Below are 19,559 nucleotides of genomic sequence, written 5' to 3'. Positions count from 1 at the left end.
AATTATAATCTTTCAGTGGAAAGTTAATGGCATTATCTATATCAGGCAATAAAATAGCATGCGCTAGCAATATGATATTCGACAGATATCATCTGATATCAGCATAAAATTGCACTTACCGCCACTATTATTAATAGAGGTCCATTTTTTCGACAACCTTAATTTCACTTAGTGAAAATGATAATGGATTTCTAGTTTACATAACATTATTATAGAAAACTTATTAAATAAAAAAGGAGCCCAGCTATTAAGCGGACTCCTCTTCTCCATTATTCACCTAAATCAACATTATGGTATACACGCTGGACATCTTCCAGGTCTTCAAGGGCATCAATCAGTTTTTCAAATTGCACCTGTGCATCAGCTTCAAGGGTGACTTCATTTTGCGGGAGCATTGTTAATTCAGCAACAGCAAACTCATTGATGCCTGCTGACTTGAATGCTTCCTGAACTGCATGAAACTGATCGGGCTCAGCATATACAATTACCGTATCTTCTTCTTCCAGAATATCACGTGCGTCTACGTCTGCTTCCATTAGGATCTCCAGTACTTCTTCCTCTGATTTGCCTTCAATGCCGATAACAGCGGTTGAGTCGAACATATAGGAAACCGATCCGCTCACACCCATATTTCCGCCATTTTTTCCGAATGCAGCACGTACATTGGAAGCTGTACGATTTACGTTATTCGTTAATGCATCAACAATAATCATGGATCCGCTAGGCCCGAATCCTTCGTAGCGAAGCTCGTCATAGTTTTCTTCCGCTCCGCCTTTTGCTTTTTCTATTGCACGATCAATGATATTTCGTGGCACGTTATATGTTTTTGCACGCTCAAGCACAAATTTCAAGGCCTGGTTTGCTTCCGGATCAGGCTCCCCTTGCTTGGCAACCACATATATCTCAAGTGCAAACTTGGAATAAACACGGCTAGTATTTGCGTCTTTTGATGCTTTTTTTTCCTTGATATTGTTCCATTTACGGCCCATATGTCCCACTCTCTTTCAACTTTGGATCTATGAAATTTTTAAATAGTAATAGGTTCTTCTTTAACCTGAAGAACTCTCACCAGATTATTATACATTAAAACACGGGTCTTTTTCGAGCATTGTTTCATACTAAGCTGCAGGAGACACCTGAGGAGTACAGATGAAAAAAGAGACACGAATATGCCTCTGATCAGCTCAATAGGATTCTTTCTAAAACCTTTTGCACCTGGTGCCCTTCTTTAAAGGATACCAATAAGGCTTTATCTCCTCTTATTGCTTTGAGGAGTTCTGCAGGAAGACTGGTTTCTGGCTCACCAAGCTCTATAATTTCTCCGCTATTTTCAATAGTAGTATGAACCAGAATACTCCAGTTCTGCATATCCAGAGTTCCTTTATCACCAAAAACTTTAAAAGACAGATGTTCTTGCTGCCCGATTCCGGATATTCCGTTAAACACAACCGGAATACCGCCTGGCAGCGTTAATAAAGTCGAAAAGCTTGTTTCACATAATCGTTCATCTTCAGGGTATTCAACAAAAGAATGGACATTGTCCAATTCTCCGAATGCATCGTGAATCATGTGAATAAAATGGGGCGCTACTTCCCTGATAAAGCCTCCCTGTTCCCTGCTTGATATCCAATCGTTCTGCTGCCATTCACGCGGCCATTGCTTAAACTGCAGGTGCAGTTCAACTTTCTTAATCTTACCCAGCTCACCATTATGTATCTTATCCTTAAACAATTTAAAAGCTGGACTGTATGCCATGGGAAAATTCATTGCGTGTATGATCCCGGCATTCACAGCACCTTCACACATTTCCTTGGCCTCTTCAATGGAATTGGCCAGAGGCTTCTCACAAAGCAGATGCTTGCCGCTCTTTATAATATCCATTGCAATTGTATGATGAAATTTTGGCGGAACACCTAAATAGATCAGCTTGATGGTTTCATCCTGAAGTATGTCTAAATAATTGGTATGCATTGTTGTATCCGGCAGCTCAGCTTTAAATTTATCTAGTCGTTCAGCATTTCGATCGCAAAGTGAGGCAATCTCAAACTCCTCATTCTGCCGAAATTGACGGAGTATTCTTTCCCCTACGGCACCCATCCCTATCAATCCAACTTTAATCTTTTCTCTCACATACTTCACCTTCTTATGAAAAATCATGTACTAAGTGAATTATAACGTTAATTGCAAATATTCAAAAGTTTAATTTATCTTACAAGTTCTCAGAGTATGGTTCAAAAATATACCGGCCAATAATTGGATAGAAAAACGTTGTATGGGGATAATAATTTTAATAATACAATCAGGAGGTGCCACCATTGAACCTGGATAAGGATATGCAATTTGAAATCACAAGTACCTTCATGCCAAACCTTAACCGTTCCCAAACACTTAAAATTCTGGAGGTGACCCAGAACAGCGTTGTCATTCAGATGGACAGATCAAATGGCCGAGGAGTTTTTCCGGCAGAAAACTTTCATTATTGGATTAAAAGAGGCTCTCTTATTAAATTGAATGGTCACCATAAAAGAACCTCATAGAGCACTGGCGCCAGTGCTCTTAATTTTTTTTCACATTGCAGCCTATTAAAAGAGGCTGGCTCTACATCCGGAGCCAGCCCTTCTCTTATCGTTCACAAGCATAATTGTCTTTATCTCTATCATGCTTTGAATCATATGCAGGGTGTGTAGATGGCACACCATTTGGATATACCTTTCTCAACTCCGTACAGTTTTTGTAGGACTCTGAACCGCTTTCTGAAGAAGTTGAATTGCCGGCTGTACCGCTGCTGTCATTCGACCCGCTATTAGCGGCACTGCTTGACGAACCGGCTGCAGCTGCAGAATCCAGGTCCCCTTTTGTCGTTCCCTCATCTCCGAGAGCCCATAATCCTTTGTTGGCTTCTCTTGCTTCCCTGCCAAATTCTCTGAAGTATTCACTATATTTAACATCCGGATTGTAGGTGGATGGCTCCGCATAACCATTCAGTACCAAATGGGCATTGAACATTTTTTCACGTATTTCATCTTCGTCCATATCATCCGCCGGAATGTCCAGCCAAATAATTCTCAGGAGGCGGCCATACCGATCTGTGTCCGACACATCCTTTTGCACCCAGACTTTCTTGCCAGTCAGCTCAGATGTGGTAAATTGGCTTGCTTCTTTCCCGTATTCTTCTACTCTTGTTGTTGATTCTGGAGTGTTTACTCCAATCAGGCGGACTTTTCTGCCATCAGAGGTTTCAATTGTGTCACCGTCTACTACTCTGCCAACGGTAACTAATTCCAGGCCCAAGCTCTCTGCAGCCTGCCTTTGTTCCTGTTTTTGCTTTTCAGCCTCTTCCTGCTTCTGTTTTTCTTCCTGTTCTGCTTCTAGCCGAGCTTGCTCCTCAGCTTGCTTTTTTGCTTCCTCTTCTTCAGCCTTCTCTTGGGCAAGCTTTTCGTCTTCAGTTTTTTTCTCTGCTTCATTCTCTTCTGATTGTATTTGTTCCTTCTCAGGCTCATTTACCGTTTCGGTTGCATCGGAATCTGCAGTTGCTAAAAATATGGATAAAATGAAGCCTGCTGCCATAATCCAGCCCGATTTATTAAAATTTATTTTATATTTACGGTGCTGGTTATTTAAATATAAACCAATTAAAAAGATTGCTAACCCAATAAATGCCGCAGGAGCAGCTATGCTCATTAAAAGCATAAACACAATAACAATAGTAATAATAGTTCCTCTTATAACTTTCAAAACTCTTTTTTCTCTCCCCTTTTAAAAATAATCCAAAATAAGCATACCTTTTTTCCTTCCAAATTTAAACACCAATTCGCAAATGAATTGGTGTTTATAAGCCATTAAATAAAATTACTGCTTTTTACCAAAAATCTCTTCCTGCAGTCTTCTGCCGGTAGGCGTTGCAGCGAGTCCTCCCTCAGCTGTTTCCCTTAGTGCTGACGGCATAGATTGCCCGATAAGGAACATTGCGTTAATGACTTCATCACATGGAATTCTGCTCGTAATTCCGGCAAGTGCCATATCTGCAGCTGTCATGGCATTGGATGCACCCATGGCATTCCGCTTTACACATGGAACTTCTACTAGTCCGGCAACTGGATCACATACAAGGCCCAGCATATTCTTAAGTGTAATTGCCATCGCTTCGGCGGCCTGCTTTGGTGTTCCGCCTGCCAGTTCTACGATGGAAGCTGCCGCCATGCCGCTTGCAGACCCGACCTCAGCCTGACATCCTCCAGCTGCACCTGAAATGGAGGCATTGTTTGCCACAACAAAGCCAAAAGCTGCGGAAGTAAACAGGAATTCGATCATTTCCATCCGTGTGGGTTTGAGGACTTCTTTTACAGCGAACAACGTACCCGGCACCACGCCCGCTGAACCTGCTGTCGGTGTGGCACAGATTATACCCATTGCTGCATTAACTTCATTGGTTGCGACTGCTTTGCTGACAGCATCCAATAAAATATTTCCTGATAAAGCCTTTCCGCTCTGAATGTATTTTTGCAGAAGAACTGCATCGCCGCCTGTAAGTCCTGTAACAGATGTTACCCCTTTCAGTCCCCTCTCAACTGCCTGTTCCATGACAGTCAAGTTGCGGTCCATTTTGGCAATAATTTCATCACGTGTTAATCCCGTTACTTCTATCTCCTGCTGAATCATAATTTCAGCTATTTTTACACCTTTATTTTCAGCGAGCTCTACAAGCTCAGCAACATTTCTAAATAACATTAGACTTTCCCTCCTGATGACCAGCTAACTATTAGTCAACCATTCTGATTATTTGCGTTACATTTGGAAGCCCTTCAAGCTCCGTCATCACATCCTGGTCGATCTTCTGATCCACTTCAATAACCATGATGGCCATTTTTCCTTTTTCCTTGCGCGAAACTTCCATATGCCCAATATTGATCTGGTGCTTGGATAAAATATTCGTTACAGCGGAGATAACACCAAACTGATCGTTATGAACAACTAAAATGGCAGGATGCTCCCCGGATAATTTAAGTTCAAAGGAATTCAGTTCAGTTATTTCAATGGTTCCGCCGCCAATGGATATTCCTACAAGTTCAATTTCACGATCACCATCAGTCAGCTTCACTCTTACCGTATTAGGATGGTCTGTAACAGTATCTTCAACTGTAAAAATGACTTCAATCCCAGCTTCTTCAGCTAATTGAAGGGCAGAAGGAATTCGCTCGTCAAAGGTGTCAAAGTCAAGGATACCGCCAACAATCGCCACGTCCGTGCCATGTCCTTTATAGGTTTTTGCAAAAGAACCATATAAGGAAATCTCTGCTTTGGACGGCTGTTTTCCAAAAAGAGTCCGGGCAACACGTCCAATGCGTGCCGCTCCTGCTGTATGAGAGCTTGAAGGACCGATCATAACCGGGCCGATAATATCAAATGCTGATCTGTATTTCATTTTGTATGCCCCTTTACTGTTAAGGTCTATAATTGGATAAAGCTGTAATGATAACAGCATCTATTTTAATAACTACTCTTATTTATGCTCCAGGGCTGCTTCCGGCTGGAGCTCATTTATTGTTCTGATTTTCTGAAGGTAATTATAGATGGTAAATTTCGAAACCCCCAGAACCGATGCGACATAATCAGTTGCCCCTTTAATGAGGAATGTCCCTTTATCTTCAAGCTGGCGTACACATTCAACTTTTTCTTCAAGCGTCATCAATGAAGGTGCCTTCTTAAAGCTCTGAAGAACCTGATCTACCATCTCGTGAATAACATCCTGAACGGAATTAAAAAAGGTTTCCGATTTAGATGAATGTTCATCAAAGCTGATAAATTGTTCAATTTCTCCTCCGAATTGCATGAGCAGACTAATATCATAATTAAGGCATAATGCGCCAATTACTTTATTTTCATCATCCCGGAGAAAAATCGTAGATGATTTCATGACATTTCCTTTTTTGGACTGTGTTTTATAATTCGCAATATCATTTACATCGTTTTTATGTTTGGCTAATTCATTCAATACAAGGTCGGTGATGGGTGACCCGATCTTTCTTTCGGTTATATCTCCTGCTATATGGATAAGCGATTTTTTTAAGTCGCTGAAATCGTGCACGGCCACTTCACAGCGGGAACCAAACATTCGCACAAGCATATCTGCAGTCCGGATCGCCAAATCAAAAACAGGTCTATGGCATTCCTTCAACTTTGTCACTTCCTTTAATGAAATCGCTTTCAATATTATACTACTCTATATTTCTCTTTAATTTCATAATAACATAAAAACAATATAGTTAAAATAAAATTTTAATAGCTACAAAAAAATTGTAATGCACATAAAAAATTGCCGCATATAAATCAGAGGCGGCAATTTTTTATTAAACATTCTTTAGTACAAGGTAAAGCCTGCTGACACGTTCTGTTCGTTCTTCTTCAGAAGCAAGATCAAATTTTTTCAGCAGATGGAAGACCTCATTTAAGATATCCTGTGTATGTTCCTGCTGGAAAAATGCCTGAAACAGCGGGTTCATATCTTCCGGGAGAAAACCTCTCTGCTGTTCAAATTTTTTTTGAACATCTTCCGGAGTATGATCCAATTTACATTCGCTCATTTAAAATACCTCCTGTATGACTGTATACTTATTTTTCGTTAGTATTAATCCTTATTCTATTTTACCTTCTACAGTCCTATTAAAACATATACCTCTTCTGCATCGTTTCTTCAAACATTTCGACTATAATAGAAGTAATTGATTTGAAATGAGTGAGTTCTTTGAAAAAACTTTCTATGAAGCTCGGTCTGCTGTTCCTTCTGATCCTTTTTGGCCTAGAAACAACTATGTTCTTCTTTTTACATAGTACCCTTGTTGAATCACGTGTGGAAGAAGAGCTCATAGCCTTGCAGACACGCGGCAATTCACACCGTGCTATACTCGAAAATCATTTTGATGAAAATACGATTTCCCATGTAGCTCTGATGGAATCTGAAGCCACTACAGATGTAGTTATTACAAATTCAACCAAGGAAATCCTTGGTTCTTCTGTTGATAGCAGTTTGATCCAAAGGTACATAGAAAAGCCGGCTACATCTTCTGATAGGGAGGGCAAAACCATTGGTGACAATTGGAAAGAAGAAGATTATATTTCAACTGTCAGCCCGATTGAACAGGATGGTGTGCTGATTGGCTATGTATATATGTTTCAAGATACAGCCTGGATTCAGTCGTTAATCTCACGCTTAAATGAACAATTTCTAATAGCCGGGTTCATTGCCGTCATTTTTACCATTACGATCATTATCTTTTTATCAAAGGCTCTGGCGAAACCGCTGATTAAAATGAAGGAAGCCACCTCACAAATAAGCAGCGGTGATTTTTCAGTTTCCCTTCCTAAAACCGGTGACGATGAACTTGGGGATTTAGCACGGTCCATCCAGTTATTGGCGGGCGACCTGAATTATCTCAGAGAAGAACGCAGTGAATTTTTATCCAGTATTTCCCACGAACTTCGCACTCCTCTTACTTATATAAAGGGGTATGCGGATATAGTTCAGAAGCGGAACCTGAGCCCGGAAGAGAGAAATCAGTATTTATCGATTATCCTGGAGGAAACCAACCGGCTTTCAGATATGGTTAAAAATCTTTTCGATTTGGCAAAGATTGATAAAAATACCTTTGATATTATAAAAAAACCAATAGACTTGAAGAAATTAATGAATAAAATTGAAACAAAATTTTCTCCGGCTTTCGCTGAAAAAGGCATGCAGCTATCTGTCAGCTGCCGTGAATCAATCATCCTTTCGGCGGATGGATCAAGGCTGGAGCAAATCATATTTAATCTTCTGGATAACGCGATTAAATATTCCTCAGCTGGAGATAAAACAACAGTAGAGGTAAGCAGGACTAAAAAACATGTCATCATCAGAATAAATGATTCCGGAAGAGGAATCTCTGAAGAGGAACTGCCCTTTATCTTTAATCGTTTTTACCGGGTGGATAAATCACGTGCAAGAGCTCTTGGGGGTACAGGTCTTGGACTCGCCATTGTGAAAGAACTTGTCCATGCCCATGGAGGGACTATTTCTGTCTTCAGCAGAGAAGGTGAAGGAACAGAATTTGAAATTGTTTTTAAGGGAGAAACGGAAAGATGAAAACAATACTTTTGGTTGACGATGAAACTAGAATGCTTGATCTAATTTCTCTATACTTAGCGCCGCGCGGCTACAATTGCATAAAATTGACTTCAGGTTCAGATGCCTTGCTTTACTTGGAAACCCATTCTGCAGATCTGGTCCTTTTAGATGTCATGATGCCTGAAATGGATGGATGGAGTGTATGCAAGGAAATAAAAAAATATTGGGATATTCCTATCATCATGCTTACTGCCAAAAGCGAAAAGCCGGACATTGTAAAAGGATTGAACATTGGAGCAGATGATTATATTTTGAAGCCGTTCGATGAAGAGGAATTATCTGCAAGGATTGAAGCGGTTTTAAGAAGAAGCAAAAAAGATGGAAAAACCAAAACCTTTAAAGGGCTGGAACTTAAAGAAGATTCTTTTGAGCTTTCCTATAAAAATAAGGAAATTCTGTTAACTCCAAAAGAGTTTTCAATGTTAAGCCTTTTCCTCTCAAACTTGAACAGAGTATTTTCACGTGAGCATTTAATAGGCTCTGTTTGGGGTTATGGAGTGTCAATCGAAGATCGCACCATTGATTCGCATGTAAGAAATTTACGTGAAAAATTAAGGAAAGCCGGGTTTCCTGCAGATGAGTATCTGACGACTGTCTGGGGTTTAGGCTATAAATGGGCCGGAAAGGATTAATAGATGTTTTCTGATATCATCGAATCGCTTTCAGATGAACCGATATTGGCGGCTTTATTTAGTATATTCATGAACATTGCTGCAGCAATAACTGGATTCCTCCCAAGTGCCTTTATTACGGCTGGAACAGTTGCCGCTTTTGATTTAAAAGCGGGTCTAGTCCTTTTGATCATCGGAGAAGCAGCCGGAGCAATTATAAGTTTTATACTTTATCGCAAAGGAATCACCAAGCTTACTTCCTCTTTTCCTCAGCTTAAGAATAACCAATTTTTTTCTAAGCTTCAGAGTGCGGAAGGTCCAGATGCGTTTTTCATGGTTGTTTTGCTGAGGGTCTTGCCTTTTGTCCCATCAGGTGCAGTCACACTGGCAGCTGCATACAGCAAAATGAGGCTTCTGCCCTTCGGCATTGCCAGCACGATCGGTAAAGTACCTGCACTGTTCATGGAAGCCTTTGCTGTTTCACATATACTAAAATTTGAAAGGGAGCTGCAAATAGCCATTTTTCTCTTAGTTGCGTTCTTCTTTTTAATTTACTATTTATATAAAAATTATAAATTAAGTTAAAGAGCTTATCTTCTGCAGATAAGCTCCTTAACTTTCTATATTATTCAGCAGGAGAAAACTCGTTTTCTGTTACCCACATGTGATTTTTTACTTCCTGCCCGTCAGCTGTAGTAAAGTCAACCATATAGACAGTTGTTTCCTTCACAGAATCGATTTCGGCAGCTGCTCCTTCCATCCCCTTCATGTGGCTTGCATTTAATGTTACCTCGTCGCCTTCTTTAAATGGTTCCTCCCCTGCATCAGCAATCTCCTCATGAACTACCCATTTATGATTTTTAACTTTTTTTCCGCCAGTGGTTGGTGTATAAGAGACCGTATATACGATTGTATTATATGCACCTGTAATAGTTGCTTCTGCTCCCTCCATCCCCTCCATATGTCCTTCTGTAATAAAGGCTTTGCTTCCAACTTCATATTTAGGGTTTTCAGCTTCCTTTATTCCTTCAGGAACTTCTCCGGAGCTGGAATGATCCATGCCTGAATGGTCTCCTGAATGGCCGCTGCTTTCATTATTCGTTGTGCTCTCTTCTTTGCTGGCACTTTCCTGTCCATTATCCCCGTCATTTCCGCCGCAGGCAGTTAGAGTTAGCGCGGCAGCCAGAGAAACAAACCAAATGGCGAATTTTTTTCTTGATAACATATTCAATTCCTCCTTTTCTTCATGAAGTTAGTATGGCAATAAATTGTGCAGAAATTATGAAACAGGTATACAAATGTCTATTTTAATTAATACTGCCCTGGCAGATGGAAAATATGTACAATATTGCAATAATCCAGGATGAAAACAGACACCCTGCTGGATGTCTGTTTTGTCTGCTAATTTAAGCAGCCATTTTACGGCATTCTTCTGCACACTTAAAGCATGCTTCTGCACAGAGCTGGCAATGATCGTGATCGTGTTTTTTGCACTCATTTCCGCACGCATCGCATATATCTGCACATAGATTGCAAATTTGCTTGACAAAGGGGCTCTCAGACTGCATTGCCTTAGCAGCAAAGGCACAGATATCAGCACACTCCCTGTCCAGGCGAATACATTCTGCCATCATTTTAACATTCTCTTCTTCCAAGCATGCATCATAGCACACATTACAGGCTTTCATACACTCTAAACAAGCTTGGATGCATTCTTCAAAAGATTGGCTGTACATCCTTATCACCCTTTCTTTATATCTTTTCAATGATATTCTACCCTTGCATTTTCTCAGTAAACTCCATACTTTCTGCATATATTTAAGGGTTAAAAAAAAGAGCAGAGAGTAATCTCTCCGCTCCTGAATCTTACTTCTGTACACCAGGCCCATTTCTTTCCTCTTTAAATGGGACCTCTTTCTTAATATATGAATAATCATTCCGGTTGATTGGAACAAATCCTTCCGGCTTATAAAAACGAAGCAGGTCCTTGTAAACAATGTTGTCTGACATTTCAAGCTCTTTTTTCGCCTGATCGGAAAATGGCTTACATGCATTAGCTTCAGCTATTTCTCCAGTATCAGTAAAATAGCAGGTTTCTTCAATTTGGGTATATTCCGGTGAAATAAAGTTGCCGTTTCGGAATGGGACAACTTCACGGTGTTTTGCCGATAACAAATCTGATCCCATTTCAAGATGATTTTTTGTATCAATGCCCAGCAGGTGAAGTAATGTTGGACGCACATCTACCTGTCCGCCGACGTTGTGGACAATGCCGCCTTCCACTCCAGGTACATGTATGAACACTGGCACCCTTTGAAGCTTGGCATATTCGAATGGCGTAATTTCTTTTCCGATCACCTTAGCCATTGCCTCATTATGATTTTCGGAAATTCCGTAATGATCCCCATACAGAACAACTACGGTATGATCATACAATCCGGAATCCTTTAAATCGATAAAGAATTGCTCTAGTGCCTGGTCCATATAATTCGCAGACTGGAAATAGTGATTCACCACATCATTATCTGTTTCTCCTGCAGGAAAGTCAGTATCCCACTCATCCATTTTAAAGGGAAAGTGATTTGAAAGCGTGATGAACTTTGTGTAAAAGGGCTGTGGCAGACTGGTCAGCAATGGCATGGATTCCTTGAAAAACGGCTTATCCTTCAAGCCATAGTTTTTCGTGTTTTCATTGTTCATATCGTAGTACTCTGCATCAAAAAATTTATCATAGCCCATGGTTTTATACATTTCGTTACGATTCCAGAATGTCTTGTAGTTTCCATGGAAAGTTGCTGAAGTATAGCCATGTGGCTTTAAAATAGCAGGTGTGCCATGGAATGTATTTTGCGCTTTTGTTACATAAACGGCTCCCTGTGACATGGGATATAGCGATGTATCCATCATGAACTCGGCATCGGAAGTCTTTCCCTGTCCGGTTTGGTTGACTATATTATCAAAGTAAAATGTCTTGCCGCTATGTGCAAGTGAGTTCAGGAATGGGGTAACTTCTTTTCCATTCAGCTTGTAGTCTATAATAAAAGTCTGCAGTGATTCCATGGATACATAAATAACATTCATGCCCTTGGCTTTTCCGAAGTATTCAGGGTTTGGTGGTGCATATTTTGCTTTAACATAGTTCTCCACTTCAGTCACATCGTTCGTATCCGCAAGAGCTCTCTGGCTGGCAGACTTCGCATTCTGCACTATATCATAAATCGTGAAATTGTATGCTCCCAGGTATTTCACCAAATAATTGCGGTCAAAAGAACGTGTAAGCAGTTCAGGGCGGTCATTCTCGGCCATTCCAAGATTAATGAAGAATACAATGATCCCTGCTGCCATAACAGCCAAAGCTGGTTTACGGGTGATTTTCTTTCCCGGATTGTACCACTTCCTGACTGCCAGAAAAAGAAGCAGCAGTGTATCTGTAAAATAAAAGATATCCCAAGGAGTCATTAACGACAGAGCGCTATCTCCCAGCTGCCCTCCATTTACTTTTGCCTGCATGAGAACAGGAACAGTAATAAAATCGTTAAAGAATCGGTAATAAACGACATTTGCATAAAGCAGGAAGGATAAGAAGAAGTTCAAGCCAATAAGCATGCCGGATTGCCATTTCCCTTTGAAAAACAAAGCCAACCCCAGGAATACCAGTGTAGAACTTAACGGATTCAAAAACAACAGAAATCGCTGTATGTCATTATTAATCCCTAAGTTAAATTCAATGCGATAGGCTCCATATGTTTTTAGCCAAAAAAGGATAACAGTCAGAAAGAATACAGCAAGGCTGCTTTTAGCTAATTTGTCAGGCGATTTGAATAACTTTCTCATTAGTGTGGTTTCACCTCTTAAATTGTACACATGCGAACTTAGCAGCGGCTAAGTTTTTGTTATGTAAAAATTTTGTAGCAGCAGCATTAATAAATGGTGAACGAATGTAAAATAATATAGCACAATTCCAATTCAATGAAAATGGATTTCGCCTTAATATCTTTCGCCTTTTTACCGCAAAAACCAACAATTTTTAATAAAATAACCTGTTGCCCAATATATTTTAATGGTAAAATGAATTTTCCCTTCATAATTTCAATGCTGAAGGAGTATTGATGTTCAAAAGGGCCAAGCTAAAATTAAACATAGTTGGATTGGAGAGTCTTCATGAAAGAACGTCTATTATTTTTTGTTATTGGGATGCTGATCCTGACAATGGGTGTAGCCCTGATTATCAGGTCAAACCTCGGAGCTTCTGCATGGGATGCCCTGGCTGTTGGTGAATCGCAAATGTTTAACTTAACAGTTGGCACCTTTGTTTTTATAAATGGAATCGTGCTTATTTTTATAAATGCCTTTCTAATGAAAAAAAAGCCTGAAGTCCTTGCAGCCATTTCCATTTTGATTATTGGCGCACTGATTGACTTTTGGCTTCTCATCATTTTTGGTGACCTTTCGCCGCAGACATTGGCAATGCAATCGATCATATTATTCGTCGGAATTCTTTCGATGGGAATGGGAGTTGCCATCTATCTTCAGGCTAAATTTCCGGCAAGCCCTATGGATACATTAATGGTAGCCATTCACACCAGATTCGGATTAAACTTAAGGAATTCAAGGATCATCAGCGAGAGCTTTGCTTTGCTGCTTGCGTTTTTATTCAGAGGTGCAATCGGAGTAGGCACAATCGTGGTAACATTGACACTTGGACTTGTAGTACAATTCTTTTACCCGGTTTTCGAAAGAGCGCTCGGAAAAATGCAGGACCCGAAAGGTCCTGTCATTACTAAATAATACGATTACATCCTGCTCAAAGAGCAGGATGTTTTTAACTTCTTAATACTTTAAAATCCTTCCATTCCACTGGCAGCAGAGCCTGATATTTTGCCTGCACATACCTGTCATCCATTAAAACAATCATTCCTGTATCGTCCTCAGAGCGGATCAATCTGCCCCCTGCCTGCAGAACCTTGTTCATACCAGGATAAGTATAGGCATAATCATAGCCGTCTTTTCCTTGCTGATTAAAATAAGCTTTCATAATGTTGCGTTCAAACCCTAACTGTGGAAGCCCTACCCCCACCACGAATACACCGTTCAGCCTATCTCCCTGCAAATCAATTCCCTCTGAAAATATCCCGCCCAGGACGGCGAATCCCAACAGAGTTCCAGAAGGATTTGACTGAAATGCATCCAGAAACTTCTCCCTTTCCCCTTCATCCATTCCAGTCCTTTGAATGATTGTATGTACCGGCAGTTCCTCATCGAGTAACCGACAATAGACATCCTCCATATATTGGTAGGATGGAAAGAAGATCAAGTAATTCCCCTTCTGTTCCTTTAACATGCTCTTAATAGTACTGACGATCGGTCCAATAGACTCTTCCCGGTCGCGATATCTAGTGGAAAGCGGCTGTATGTATACCTTAGCCTGATCTTTTGAGAAAGGGGAAGGAACAGATAAAATAAAATCTTCTTCTTGAAAGCCAAGCATGTCCAAATAATAATTAAGTGGCATTAAGGTAGCTGAAAAAAAGATAGCTGACTTATATCCTTTTCTGGCCTTGTACAGAAGATTAGATGGATCGAGGCAAAATAGCTTGATATTCAGATCATTTCTCTGCTTTTGAATATACGTTACAAACCTTTCATCATACAGTTTACCTATTCTTACGAAGTTCTGGGCAGCAAAAAATACTTCCAGCAATTCCTCATCCGTATTGTTCCTGTTTTGTCCCAGATAGTCTTCGGCATATTGAACAAATTCCTCAAGAACTTCAAAAAGTTCTTCAGGGGGATCCTTTTCTGCGATTTCCTGATTTTCACCACAATTCTTTTTTAATGCAATAAAAATTCCATTAACCTGTTTTGCACTTTTTTGAATCCTTTCATCCTTCCCTTTAAAGCTTCTGCTCAATTGAAGAAAAGATGATTTCTCAAGCGTGCTTGAATACATTTCCCTTCCGCGGTCCACTAGATTATGTGCTTCATCGATCAGGAGCGAAGTTTTCTTTTTCTCCTCTTCCAGCAATCGCTTCAGTGAGACCTTCGGATCGAAAATATAATTATAATCACCAATAATGGTGTCAGCTGCATATGCAGCATCCAATGAAAATTCAAAAGGGCAGACTTTATGCTTCATCGCATATTTTTCAATTGTCGTTCTGGTTATCAAGTTCTCATTTGTCAGGAGGTCAAGTAATGCATTATTAATCCTGTCGTAATACCCATTGGCAAACTCACAGCTGTCTTTATGGCAATTAGTTTCTTCCTTAAAGCAAATTTTGTCCTTGGCCGTGATTGTGACTGATTTAAGATTCAATCCATTTTCCCGCATTAGGTTAATGGCCCCTTCTGCAGCCTGACGGGTAATGGTTTTAGCTGTGGCATAGATGATCCTCTGAATATGTCCTTCCCCAATGGCTTTTAATGCTGGAAAAAGGGTGGAAATGGATTTGCCGATGCCTGTAGGTGCGTTGGCAAATAAGTTTTTCCCTTCAGCAATTGTTTTGTACACTGCCCCTGCAAGTTTCCTTTGGCCATTTCGATAAGCTGGAAAAGGAAAAGTCAGTTCCTGAAGACCTTTTATTAAATCCTTTTGATGCCGAACCCTTAATTCTGCGTAAGGAGAATAGGATTCAAGAAGATGCACTATGAATTCTTCCAGTTCACAAAAAGAATAACTGTGCTGAAATCTTTTCACTTCATCAGTTTTAGCATGTACATAAGTTAATTGAATTGTTATTTTTGAAATATTATGGTCTTTCGCATACATGAAAGCATAGCATTTAGCCTGAGCCCAATGGACAGGATATGCAAATTGATCAATTTCAGATAGTGGGATAGATACAGACTTAATTTCATCAATAATCCGTTCGCTATTATTGATGATAAGCCCGTCACATCTTCCTTCGATCTGAAAGTCGAGATTATTGACGGTTAATGCTGTTTGCAGATACACTTCTTTTTGATCTTCTTCGCCATACAGTTTTTGAATTCTCTGATGAATTCTTGTTCCTTCTAAAAGCGGCACTGCAGAACGGAAGCCTGTTTCAATGCTGCCGCTCTTATATACATATTCAACAAGCGATCTTACAGAAATTTTTATCTTTTTATCCATTGAAACGGCCCCTTAGTTTACTATCACTCCATTATAGCACATACGTTCTGCAGATAAGAAAGATTTGCAAAAGAAGGAAATAACCATTTACAATTTAAGAAGAAGGAAATGGGAGGAGTGTGAACGGAACTGTTCGTTTCTCAGAGCAGCCCATAAAGTTGAAAAAAATTATTTTTTGGACTATCACTGGAGGGTCTTTTATTCTACTGGGTTTTCTCATTTATTTTGCTTCAATGAATTTGATATCAAATAAAGTAATGACAGAAGTTGCCGGCAGCATATCTGAGGATGATCTTGCGATGCTTGCCAATGATCCAAACGTAGAGGCTCTGCTTGGAAACAGTATGGATGATTTAAAAGCTGCAGATCTTCAAAAGACATCATTGCCGATCAAGACAAAAGAAGAAGCGGTAAAGAAGATTTCAGAAAGCTTTTCGATTGATGAAATCAAGCAGAGTGTCTCAAAAGTAAAAGGCGGACTGACTGCTGAAGAACAAAATGAATTATACAGTCTTTTAACTGAAAGATTATCGGATGAAGAATTAACTGCTCTAAAAATCATAGCTGTACAGGAAGCAAATCAGAATCAATAAAGTGAAACTTCAATCAGTGGGGGTTTTCCTAATCCCCCACTGATTGTTAGTTGAGGCCCACAGGACAAGGAAGGCTTCGTCAGCATGAGCATCGCACGACCAAATGCGACAGCTTTTGGGAGGAACTGGGTCACAAAGATGTTGCCACAGGACAAGGAAATCTACGGCAGCGATACATCGCACGACCGAAATCGGCAGCTTTTGGGAGGACGTGGCGTTCTTAGTCTTTGTTCGTTTTCGGCCCTTTACGGGCAGTTTGACCTCCGCCTATCCTCCTTTGATTCCTCTGAGTCCTGAAGTGGGGTATTACTGCCCGTTAGACTGCGATAAATAATTCCAAAGAACTGTTTTTGCGTTATTCGGAAGATTCGGGATATTAGACCAAGCAAGATTCCTTCATTTTCATACGTTAGTATGGAAGGGAGGGATCTATAATGTATCAATTGGCATTATTATATCTTGCATGTATGCTTGCTGGCTACGGCATGACAATGGTACCTGTTTCTGCAGTTATTACTTCAGGTATTGCCAGCTTTTTCACCATTGTCGGCAGTCTGGCTATGATCATCTTTGGTCTTGCCATTCTTTATCTTGGAGTGAAAGCTCTGTTGGGAAAATAGATTTCACGTTGGAAAACACCAGCCCTTAGCAGCTGGTGTTTTCGTTATTTCTACTGCTTAACATGTATTGTCACTCACCGGGCAGCAGCTGTGCTGAGGCAAGTTCAATTCCGTTCAAATAAAAACTCTCTGCAATTACATGCCTTAGCCGGCTTTCAAATTTCTGCTTGGCTTCAAAGTTTGCAACAGGGACCTCTATCAGAAAGTCCATGGCTTTGCTGCGAAAATCAACAAAACGGATATCAGGCGCAGGTTCCATTAAAACTCCTTTTGTTTTCGGCACTTCCAAGTCCACTGCCTCTCTCAGAAGCTTTTCTACTTTCTCAGTATCAGTGCCGTACACTACGCTGATTTGAACCTGGGCAAGCATTTCTGAGCCCGTCCGGTTCTTGATGATCTGTTCTATAAAGTATTGATTTGGCACAATCAGGGTTCCCTCTTTAGCCGTACGGATGATAGTGGATCTGAGACGGATGCTTTCTATTTTACCGATTTTGTTGTTTATCTCAATTACTTCCCCAATTTCAATCGGCCGTTCGAAGAGGATGATAATGCCTGAAATAAAGTTACCGGCAATATTTCGCATCCCGAAACCTATCCCAATACCGAGAACACCCAGTATGGCAGCCGCCGCTGTTAAATCCAGCCCAACCGTTGTCAGGCTGATGGCGAGCGCTGCAACCATGACGGTATAATAGATCATTCTGTTGAATGAATAACCGAGCCCGCGGTCAACTCCATAGAATTCATAAACAGATGTTAATACATATTTGGTGAATACTTTTACGATCCGGTTTGCGAGCGAGACTGTCAAGAACGCTACAATTATTAAATATAGCGTTACATCTACCTCTCCTGCTGTAAACAAGGTATAAAAAAGCCATTTCTCCTTTGAAAAATAATAAAGGAAAAGAATGATGATTCCATAAAAAGCAGCCCAGTTCACGAGTGAAGAAACACCCTGCATGATCCGGTCATTCTGAATCGACTTGCCCCTCCTCTTATTCACCAGTAAGTTAACTGTCCATTTGGCAGCGAGTATCAATCCTGCAAACAATAAAAACAGCAGTACTTCCTGCAAGGTTACATTCTTAAAAAATAGCATCGGCAGCTTCCCTCACCTGTAATATAGTTCATTCTTAAACTATTCCTCTTACATAGATTCTTAAACCGGTGTTTAATACTGTTTAAAAAAAGGAACAGTGAGTAGTAAATACATATATAAGGGTTGGGGTATATGCATGTGGATCAATAAACCTTTTTTTAAATATGCAGCAGGCACCATTTTTGTGTTAATCATCATTTTTCTCCTTGGGAAAATTGATTATTTTTTATGGCCGATCCGTGCTCTAATTGCAACTATTTTCTTCCCTGTATTAATTGCCGGCATTTTTTACTATATACTAAGACCCCTCGTCAGGCTGGTTTCAAGGGCTGTGCCAAAAACAGCGAGCATTCTGCTTATTTTTGCTGCGGTCCTGGGTTTAGGATATTTAGGTTTTAATCTGCTCGGCACAACAATTGGCAGCCAGATAGCAGAAATCAGCGAAAATCTGCCTGCTAAGATGGAAGACTTATCGGATGAAACGGAGAAAGTGGTTGAGGAAAATAATATGGGCACCTTCTCCTATGACCGTGTAAAAAATAAAGTACTGAACTTCCTGGAAACACTTTTATCAGGGGCAGGAGAAAACGTAATGAAAGTTTTTTCTACCATTACAAGTATTGTCACTGTCATCGTTGTTGTACCTTTTATCCTTTTCTACTTCCTTAAGGATGACCACAAGCTCAGGCCTTTTCTTTTAAAATACCTTCCTGACAAACACGAGGAAGAAGGCCAGCGGATTTTGGGGGATATAGACAAGACCTTATTTTCCTATGTAACCGGCCAGTTTATTGTGGCAGTCGTCGATGGCGTGTTAATGTATGCCGGGTATAAGATTATCGGATTGGAATACGCATTGATACTAGCTGTGTTTGCGATGTTCCTGACTGTTGTTCCTTTTCTCGGTCCTGTACTCGGAATCATTCCTGCAATATTCATCGGGTTATTGCAGGGACCGGGAATGGTATTGAAAATTATAATGGTACTGATTTCAGTTCAGCTTCTTGAAAGCAATCTCGTCTCACCTCATGTGATGGGCAAAAGACTTAATCTCCATCCGCTTACAGTCATTATTATCTTAATGGCTGCAGGATCGATTTATGGTTTTATCGGAATCCTGATTGCTATACCTTTTTATTCTGTCATAAAGGTTCTCGTAAAAGACTTCAGAAGGTTTTACCGATTAAGAACAAGGAAAAGCCTCCTATCCGAAGAAATATAAATAAATGGACTGCCGTTAAGGCAGTTCAGACTGTAGACAAACTCGATGAAAAACGAGCTTGTCTGCAGTTTTTTTATTTAGCGTGTAATCGAGGCTGTTGATTTCCGTTCCAGGCGCTTCGCTTTCCTGCGGG

At 40.3% G+C, this 19,559-nt stretch carries 20 protein-coding genes; 8 read left to right on the top strand and 12 right to left on the bottom strand.

Annotated elements, in window-relative coordinates; genetic code table 11:
* Window positions 1-269: 269 nt before the first annotated feature.
* Both BK139_RS01945 and BK139_RS01940 read right to left on the bottom strand, forming a co-directional pair.
* Window positions 270-989, bottom strand: a complete 720-nt coding sequence (locus tag BK139_RS01945; RefSeq protein ID WP_048010155.1) for a YebC/PmpR family DNA-binding transcriptional regulator — start codon at window positions 987-989, stop codon at window positions 270-272.
* Between the two features lie 190 nt (window positions 990-1,179).
* Entirely contained in the window at window positions 1,180-2,130 is a 951-nt protein-coding gene (locus BK139_RS01940; RefSeq protein ID WP_286147688.1) for a Gfo/Idh/MocA family protein, read from the bottom strand.
* A gap of 176 nt (window positions 2,131-2,306) precedes the next feature.
* On the opposite strand from BK139_RS01940, the gene BK139_RS01935 reads away from it, so the two are divergent.
* Window positions 2,307-2,537 carry a hypothetical protein gene (locus BK139_RS01935; RefSeq protein ID WP_286147686.1) on the top strand — a complete coding sequence of 77 codons (231 nt, stop codon included), beginning with the start codon at window positions 2,307-2,309 and terminating at the stop codon, window positions 2,535-2,537.
* Window positions 2,538-2,622: 85 nt separating this feature from the next.
* Here the strand turns inward: BK139_RS01935 and BK139_RS01930 are convergent, their stop codons facing one another.
* The 5 genes from BK139_RS01930 to BK139_RS01910 form a co-directional block, all read right to left on the bottom strand.
* Window positions 2,623-3,735 (bottom strand): thermonuclease family protein, encoded by a 1,113-nt coding sequence (locus BK139_RS01930; RefSeq protein WP_139325589.1) that lies wholly within the window; start codon window positions 3,733-3,735, stop codon window positions 2,623-2,625.
* Between the two features lie 114 nt (window positions 3,736-3,849).
* Window positions 3,850-4,728, bottom strand: coding sequence for an L-serine ammonia-lyase, iron-sulfur-dependent, subunit alpha (gene sdaAA, locus BK139_RS01925; RefSeq protein WP_048010158.1), 879 nt, complete (start codon window positions 4,726-4,728; stop codon window positions 3,850-3,852).
* A gap of 31 nt (window positions 4,729-4,759) precedes the next feature.
* Window positions 4,760-5,422, bottom strand: a complete 663-nt coding sequence (gene sdaAB / locus BK139_RS01920; protein WP_076256264.1) for an L-serine ammonia-lyase, iron-sulfur-dependent subunit beta — start codon at window positions 5,420-5,422, stop codon at window positions 4,760-4,762.
* 78 nt (window positions 5,423-5,500) lie between these two features.
* Window positions 5,501-6,184: a helix-turn-helix transcriptional regulator gene (locus tag BK139_RS01915; RefSeq protein ID WP_286147791.1), complete on the bottom strand. Its 684-nt coding sequence runs from the start codon at window positions 6,182-6,184 to the stop codon at window positions 5,501-5,503.
* Window positions 6,185-6,347: 163 nt separating this feature from the next.
* Window positions 6,348-6,581: a group-specific protein gene (locus BK139_RS01910; protein WP_076256260.1), complete on the bottom strand. Its 234-nt coding sequence runs from the start codon at window positions 6,579-6,581 to the stop codon at window positions 6,348-6,350.
* Window positions 6,582-6,742: 161 nt separating this feature from the next.
* Here BK139_RS01910 and BK139_RS01905 point away from each other — a divergent pair, with 161 nt between their 5' ends.
* From BK139_RS01905 to BK139_RS01895, 3 genes are read left to right on the top strand one after another with little or no spacing between them, the layout of a single operon-like run.
* The gene (locus BK139_RS01905) at window positions 6,743-8,119 is read left to right on the top strand and encodes a HAMP domain-containing sensor histidine kinase (protein WP_076256258.1); all 1,377 of its coding nucleotides are present in this window, start codon (window positions 6,743-6,745) and stop codon (window positions 8,117-8,119) included.
* The gene (locus tag BK139_RS01900; RefSeq protein ID WP_076256257.1) at window positions 8,116-8,793 is read left to right on the top strand and encodes a response regulator transcription factor; all 678 of its coding nucleotides are present in this window, start codon (window positions 8,116-8,118) and stop codon (window positions 8,791-8,793) included. The genes BK139_RS01905 and BK139_RS01900 overlap by 4 nt, the downstream gene beginning before the upstream one ends.
* Window positions 8,794-8,796: 3 nt before the next feature.
* Complete coding sequence (locus BK139_RS01895; RefSeq protein ID WP_076256255.1) at window positions 8,797-9,357, top strand: TVP38/TMEM64 family protein; 561 nt, start codon at window positions 8,797-8,799, stop codon at window positions 9,355-9,357.
* Window positions 9,358-9,397: 40 nt separating this feature from the next.
* Here BK139_RS01895 and BK139_RS01890 read toward each other — a convergent pair whose 3' ends face one another.
* The 3 genes from BK139_RS01890 to ltaS form a co-directional block, all read right to left on the bottom strand.
* On the bottom strand, window positions 9,398-9,997 hold the full coding sequence (locus BK139_RS01890) for a YdhK family protein (RefSeq protein ID WP_076256253.1): 600 nt from the start codon (window positions 9,995-9,997) through the stop codon (window positions 9,398-9,400).
* 181 nt (window positions 9,998-10,178) lie between these two features.
* On the bottom strand, window positions 10,179-10,508 hold the full coding sequence (locus BK139_RS01885) for a four-helix bundle copper-binding protein (RefSeq protein WP_076256618.1): 330 nt from the start codon (window positions 10,506-10,508) through the stop codon (window positions 10,179-10,181).
* Between the two features lie 130 nt (window positions 10,509-10,638).
* Window positions 10,639-12,606 (bottom strand): lipoteichoic acid synthase, encoded by a 1,968-nt coding sequence (gene ltaS / locus BK139_RS01880; RefSeq protein WP_076256252.1) that lies wholly within the window; start codon window positions 12,604-12,606, stop codon window positions 10,639-10,641.
* 327 nt (window positions 12,607-12,933) lie between these two features.
* Here ltaS and BK139_RS01875 point away from each other — a divergent pair, with 327 nt between their 5' ends.
* Window positions 12,934-13,560, top strand: a complete 627-nt coding sequence (locus BK139_RS01875; protein WP_076256250.1) for a YczE/YyaS/YitT family protein — start codon at window positions 12,934-12,936, stop codon at window positions 13,558-13,560.
* A gap of 34 nt (window positions 13,561-13,594) precedes the next feature.
* Here BK139_RS01875 and BK139_RS01870 read toward each other — a convergent pair whose 3' ends face one another.
* Entirely contained in the window at window positions 13,595-15,886 is a 2,292-nt protein-coding gene (locus BK139_RS01870; protein WP_076256249.1) for an ATP-dependent DNA helicase, read from the bottom strand.
* Between the two features lie 158 nt (window positions 15,887-16,044).
* Between BK139_RS01870 and BK139_RS01865 the strand changes: the two genes are divergently transcribed.
* Window positions 16,045-16,479 (top strand): hypothetical protein, encoded by a 435-nt coding sequence (locus BK139_RS01865; RefSeq protein WP_076256615.1) that lies wholly within the window; start codon window positions 16,045-16,047, stop codon window positions 16,477-16,479.
* A 434-nt stretch (window positions 16,480-16,913) separates the two neighbouring features.
* Window positions 16,914-17,099 (top strand): hypothetical protein, encoded by a 186-nt coding sequence (locus tag BK139_RS01860; RefSeq protein ID WP_076256247.1) that lies wholly within the window; start codon window positions 16,914-16,916, stop codon window positions 17,097-17,099.
* A 70-nt stretch (window positions 17,100-17,169) separates the two neighbouring features.
* Here the strand turns inward: BK139_RS01860 and BK139_RS01855 are convergent, their stop codons facing one another.
* Window positions 17,170-18,204, bottom strand: a complete 1,035-nt coding sequence (locus BK139_RS01855) for a mechanosensitive ion channel family protein (protein ID WP_076256245.1) — start codon at window positions 18,202-18,204, stop codon at window positions 17,170-17,172.
* Between the two features lie 136 nt (window positions 18,205-18,340).
* Here BK139_RS01855 and BK139_RS01850 point away from each other — a divergent pair, with 136 nt between their 5' ends.
* The gene (locus BK139_RS01850; protein ID WP_076256243.1) at window positions 18,341-19,426 is read left to right on the top strand and encodes an AI-2E family transporter; all 1,086 of its coding nucleotides are present in this window, start codon (window positions 18,341-18,343) and stop codon (window positions 19,424-19,426) included.
* The last annotated feature ends 133 nt before the right edge of the window (window positions 19,427-19,559 follow it).

Origin of the sequence: Paenibacillus sp. FSL R5-0490, assembly GCF_001956215.1 — a bacterium.
Taxonomy (GTDB): domain Bacteria; phylum Bacillota; class Bacilli; order Bacillales; family Cytobacillaceae; genus Cytobacillus.
The sequence above is the reverse complement of the archived record's forward strand: the minus strand, read 5'-3'. Positions and strand labels throughout refer to the sequence as shown.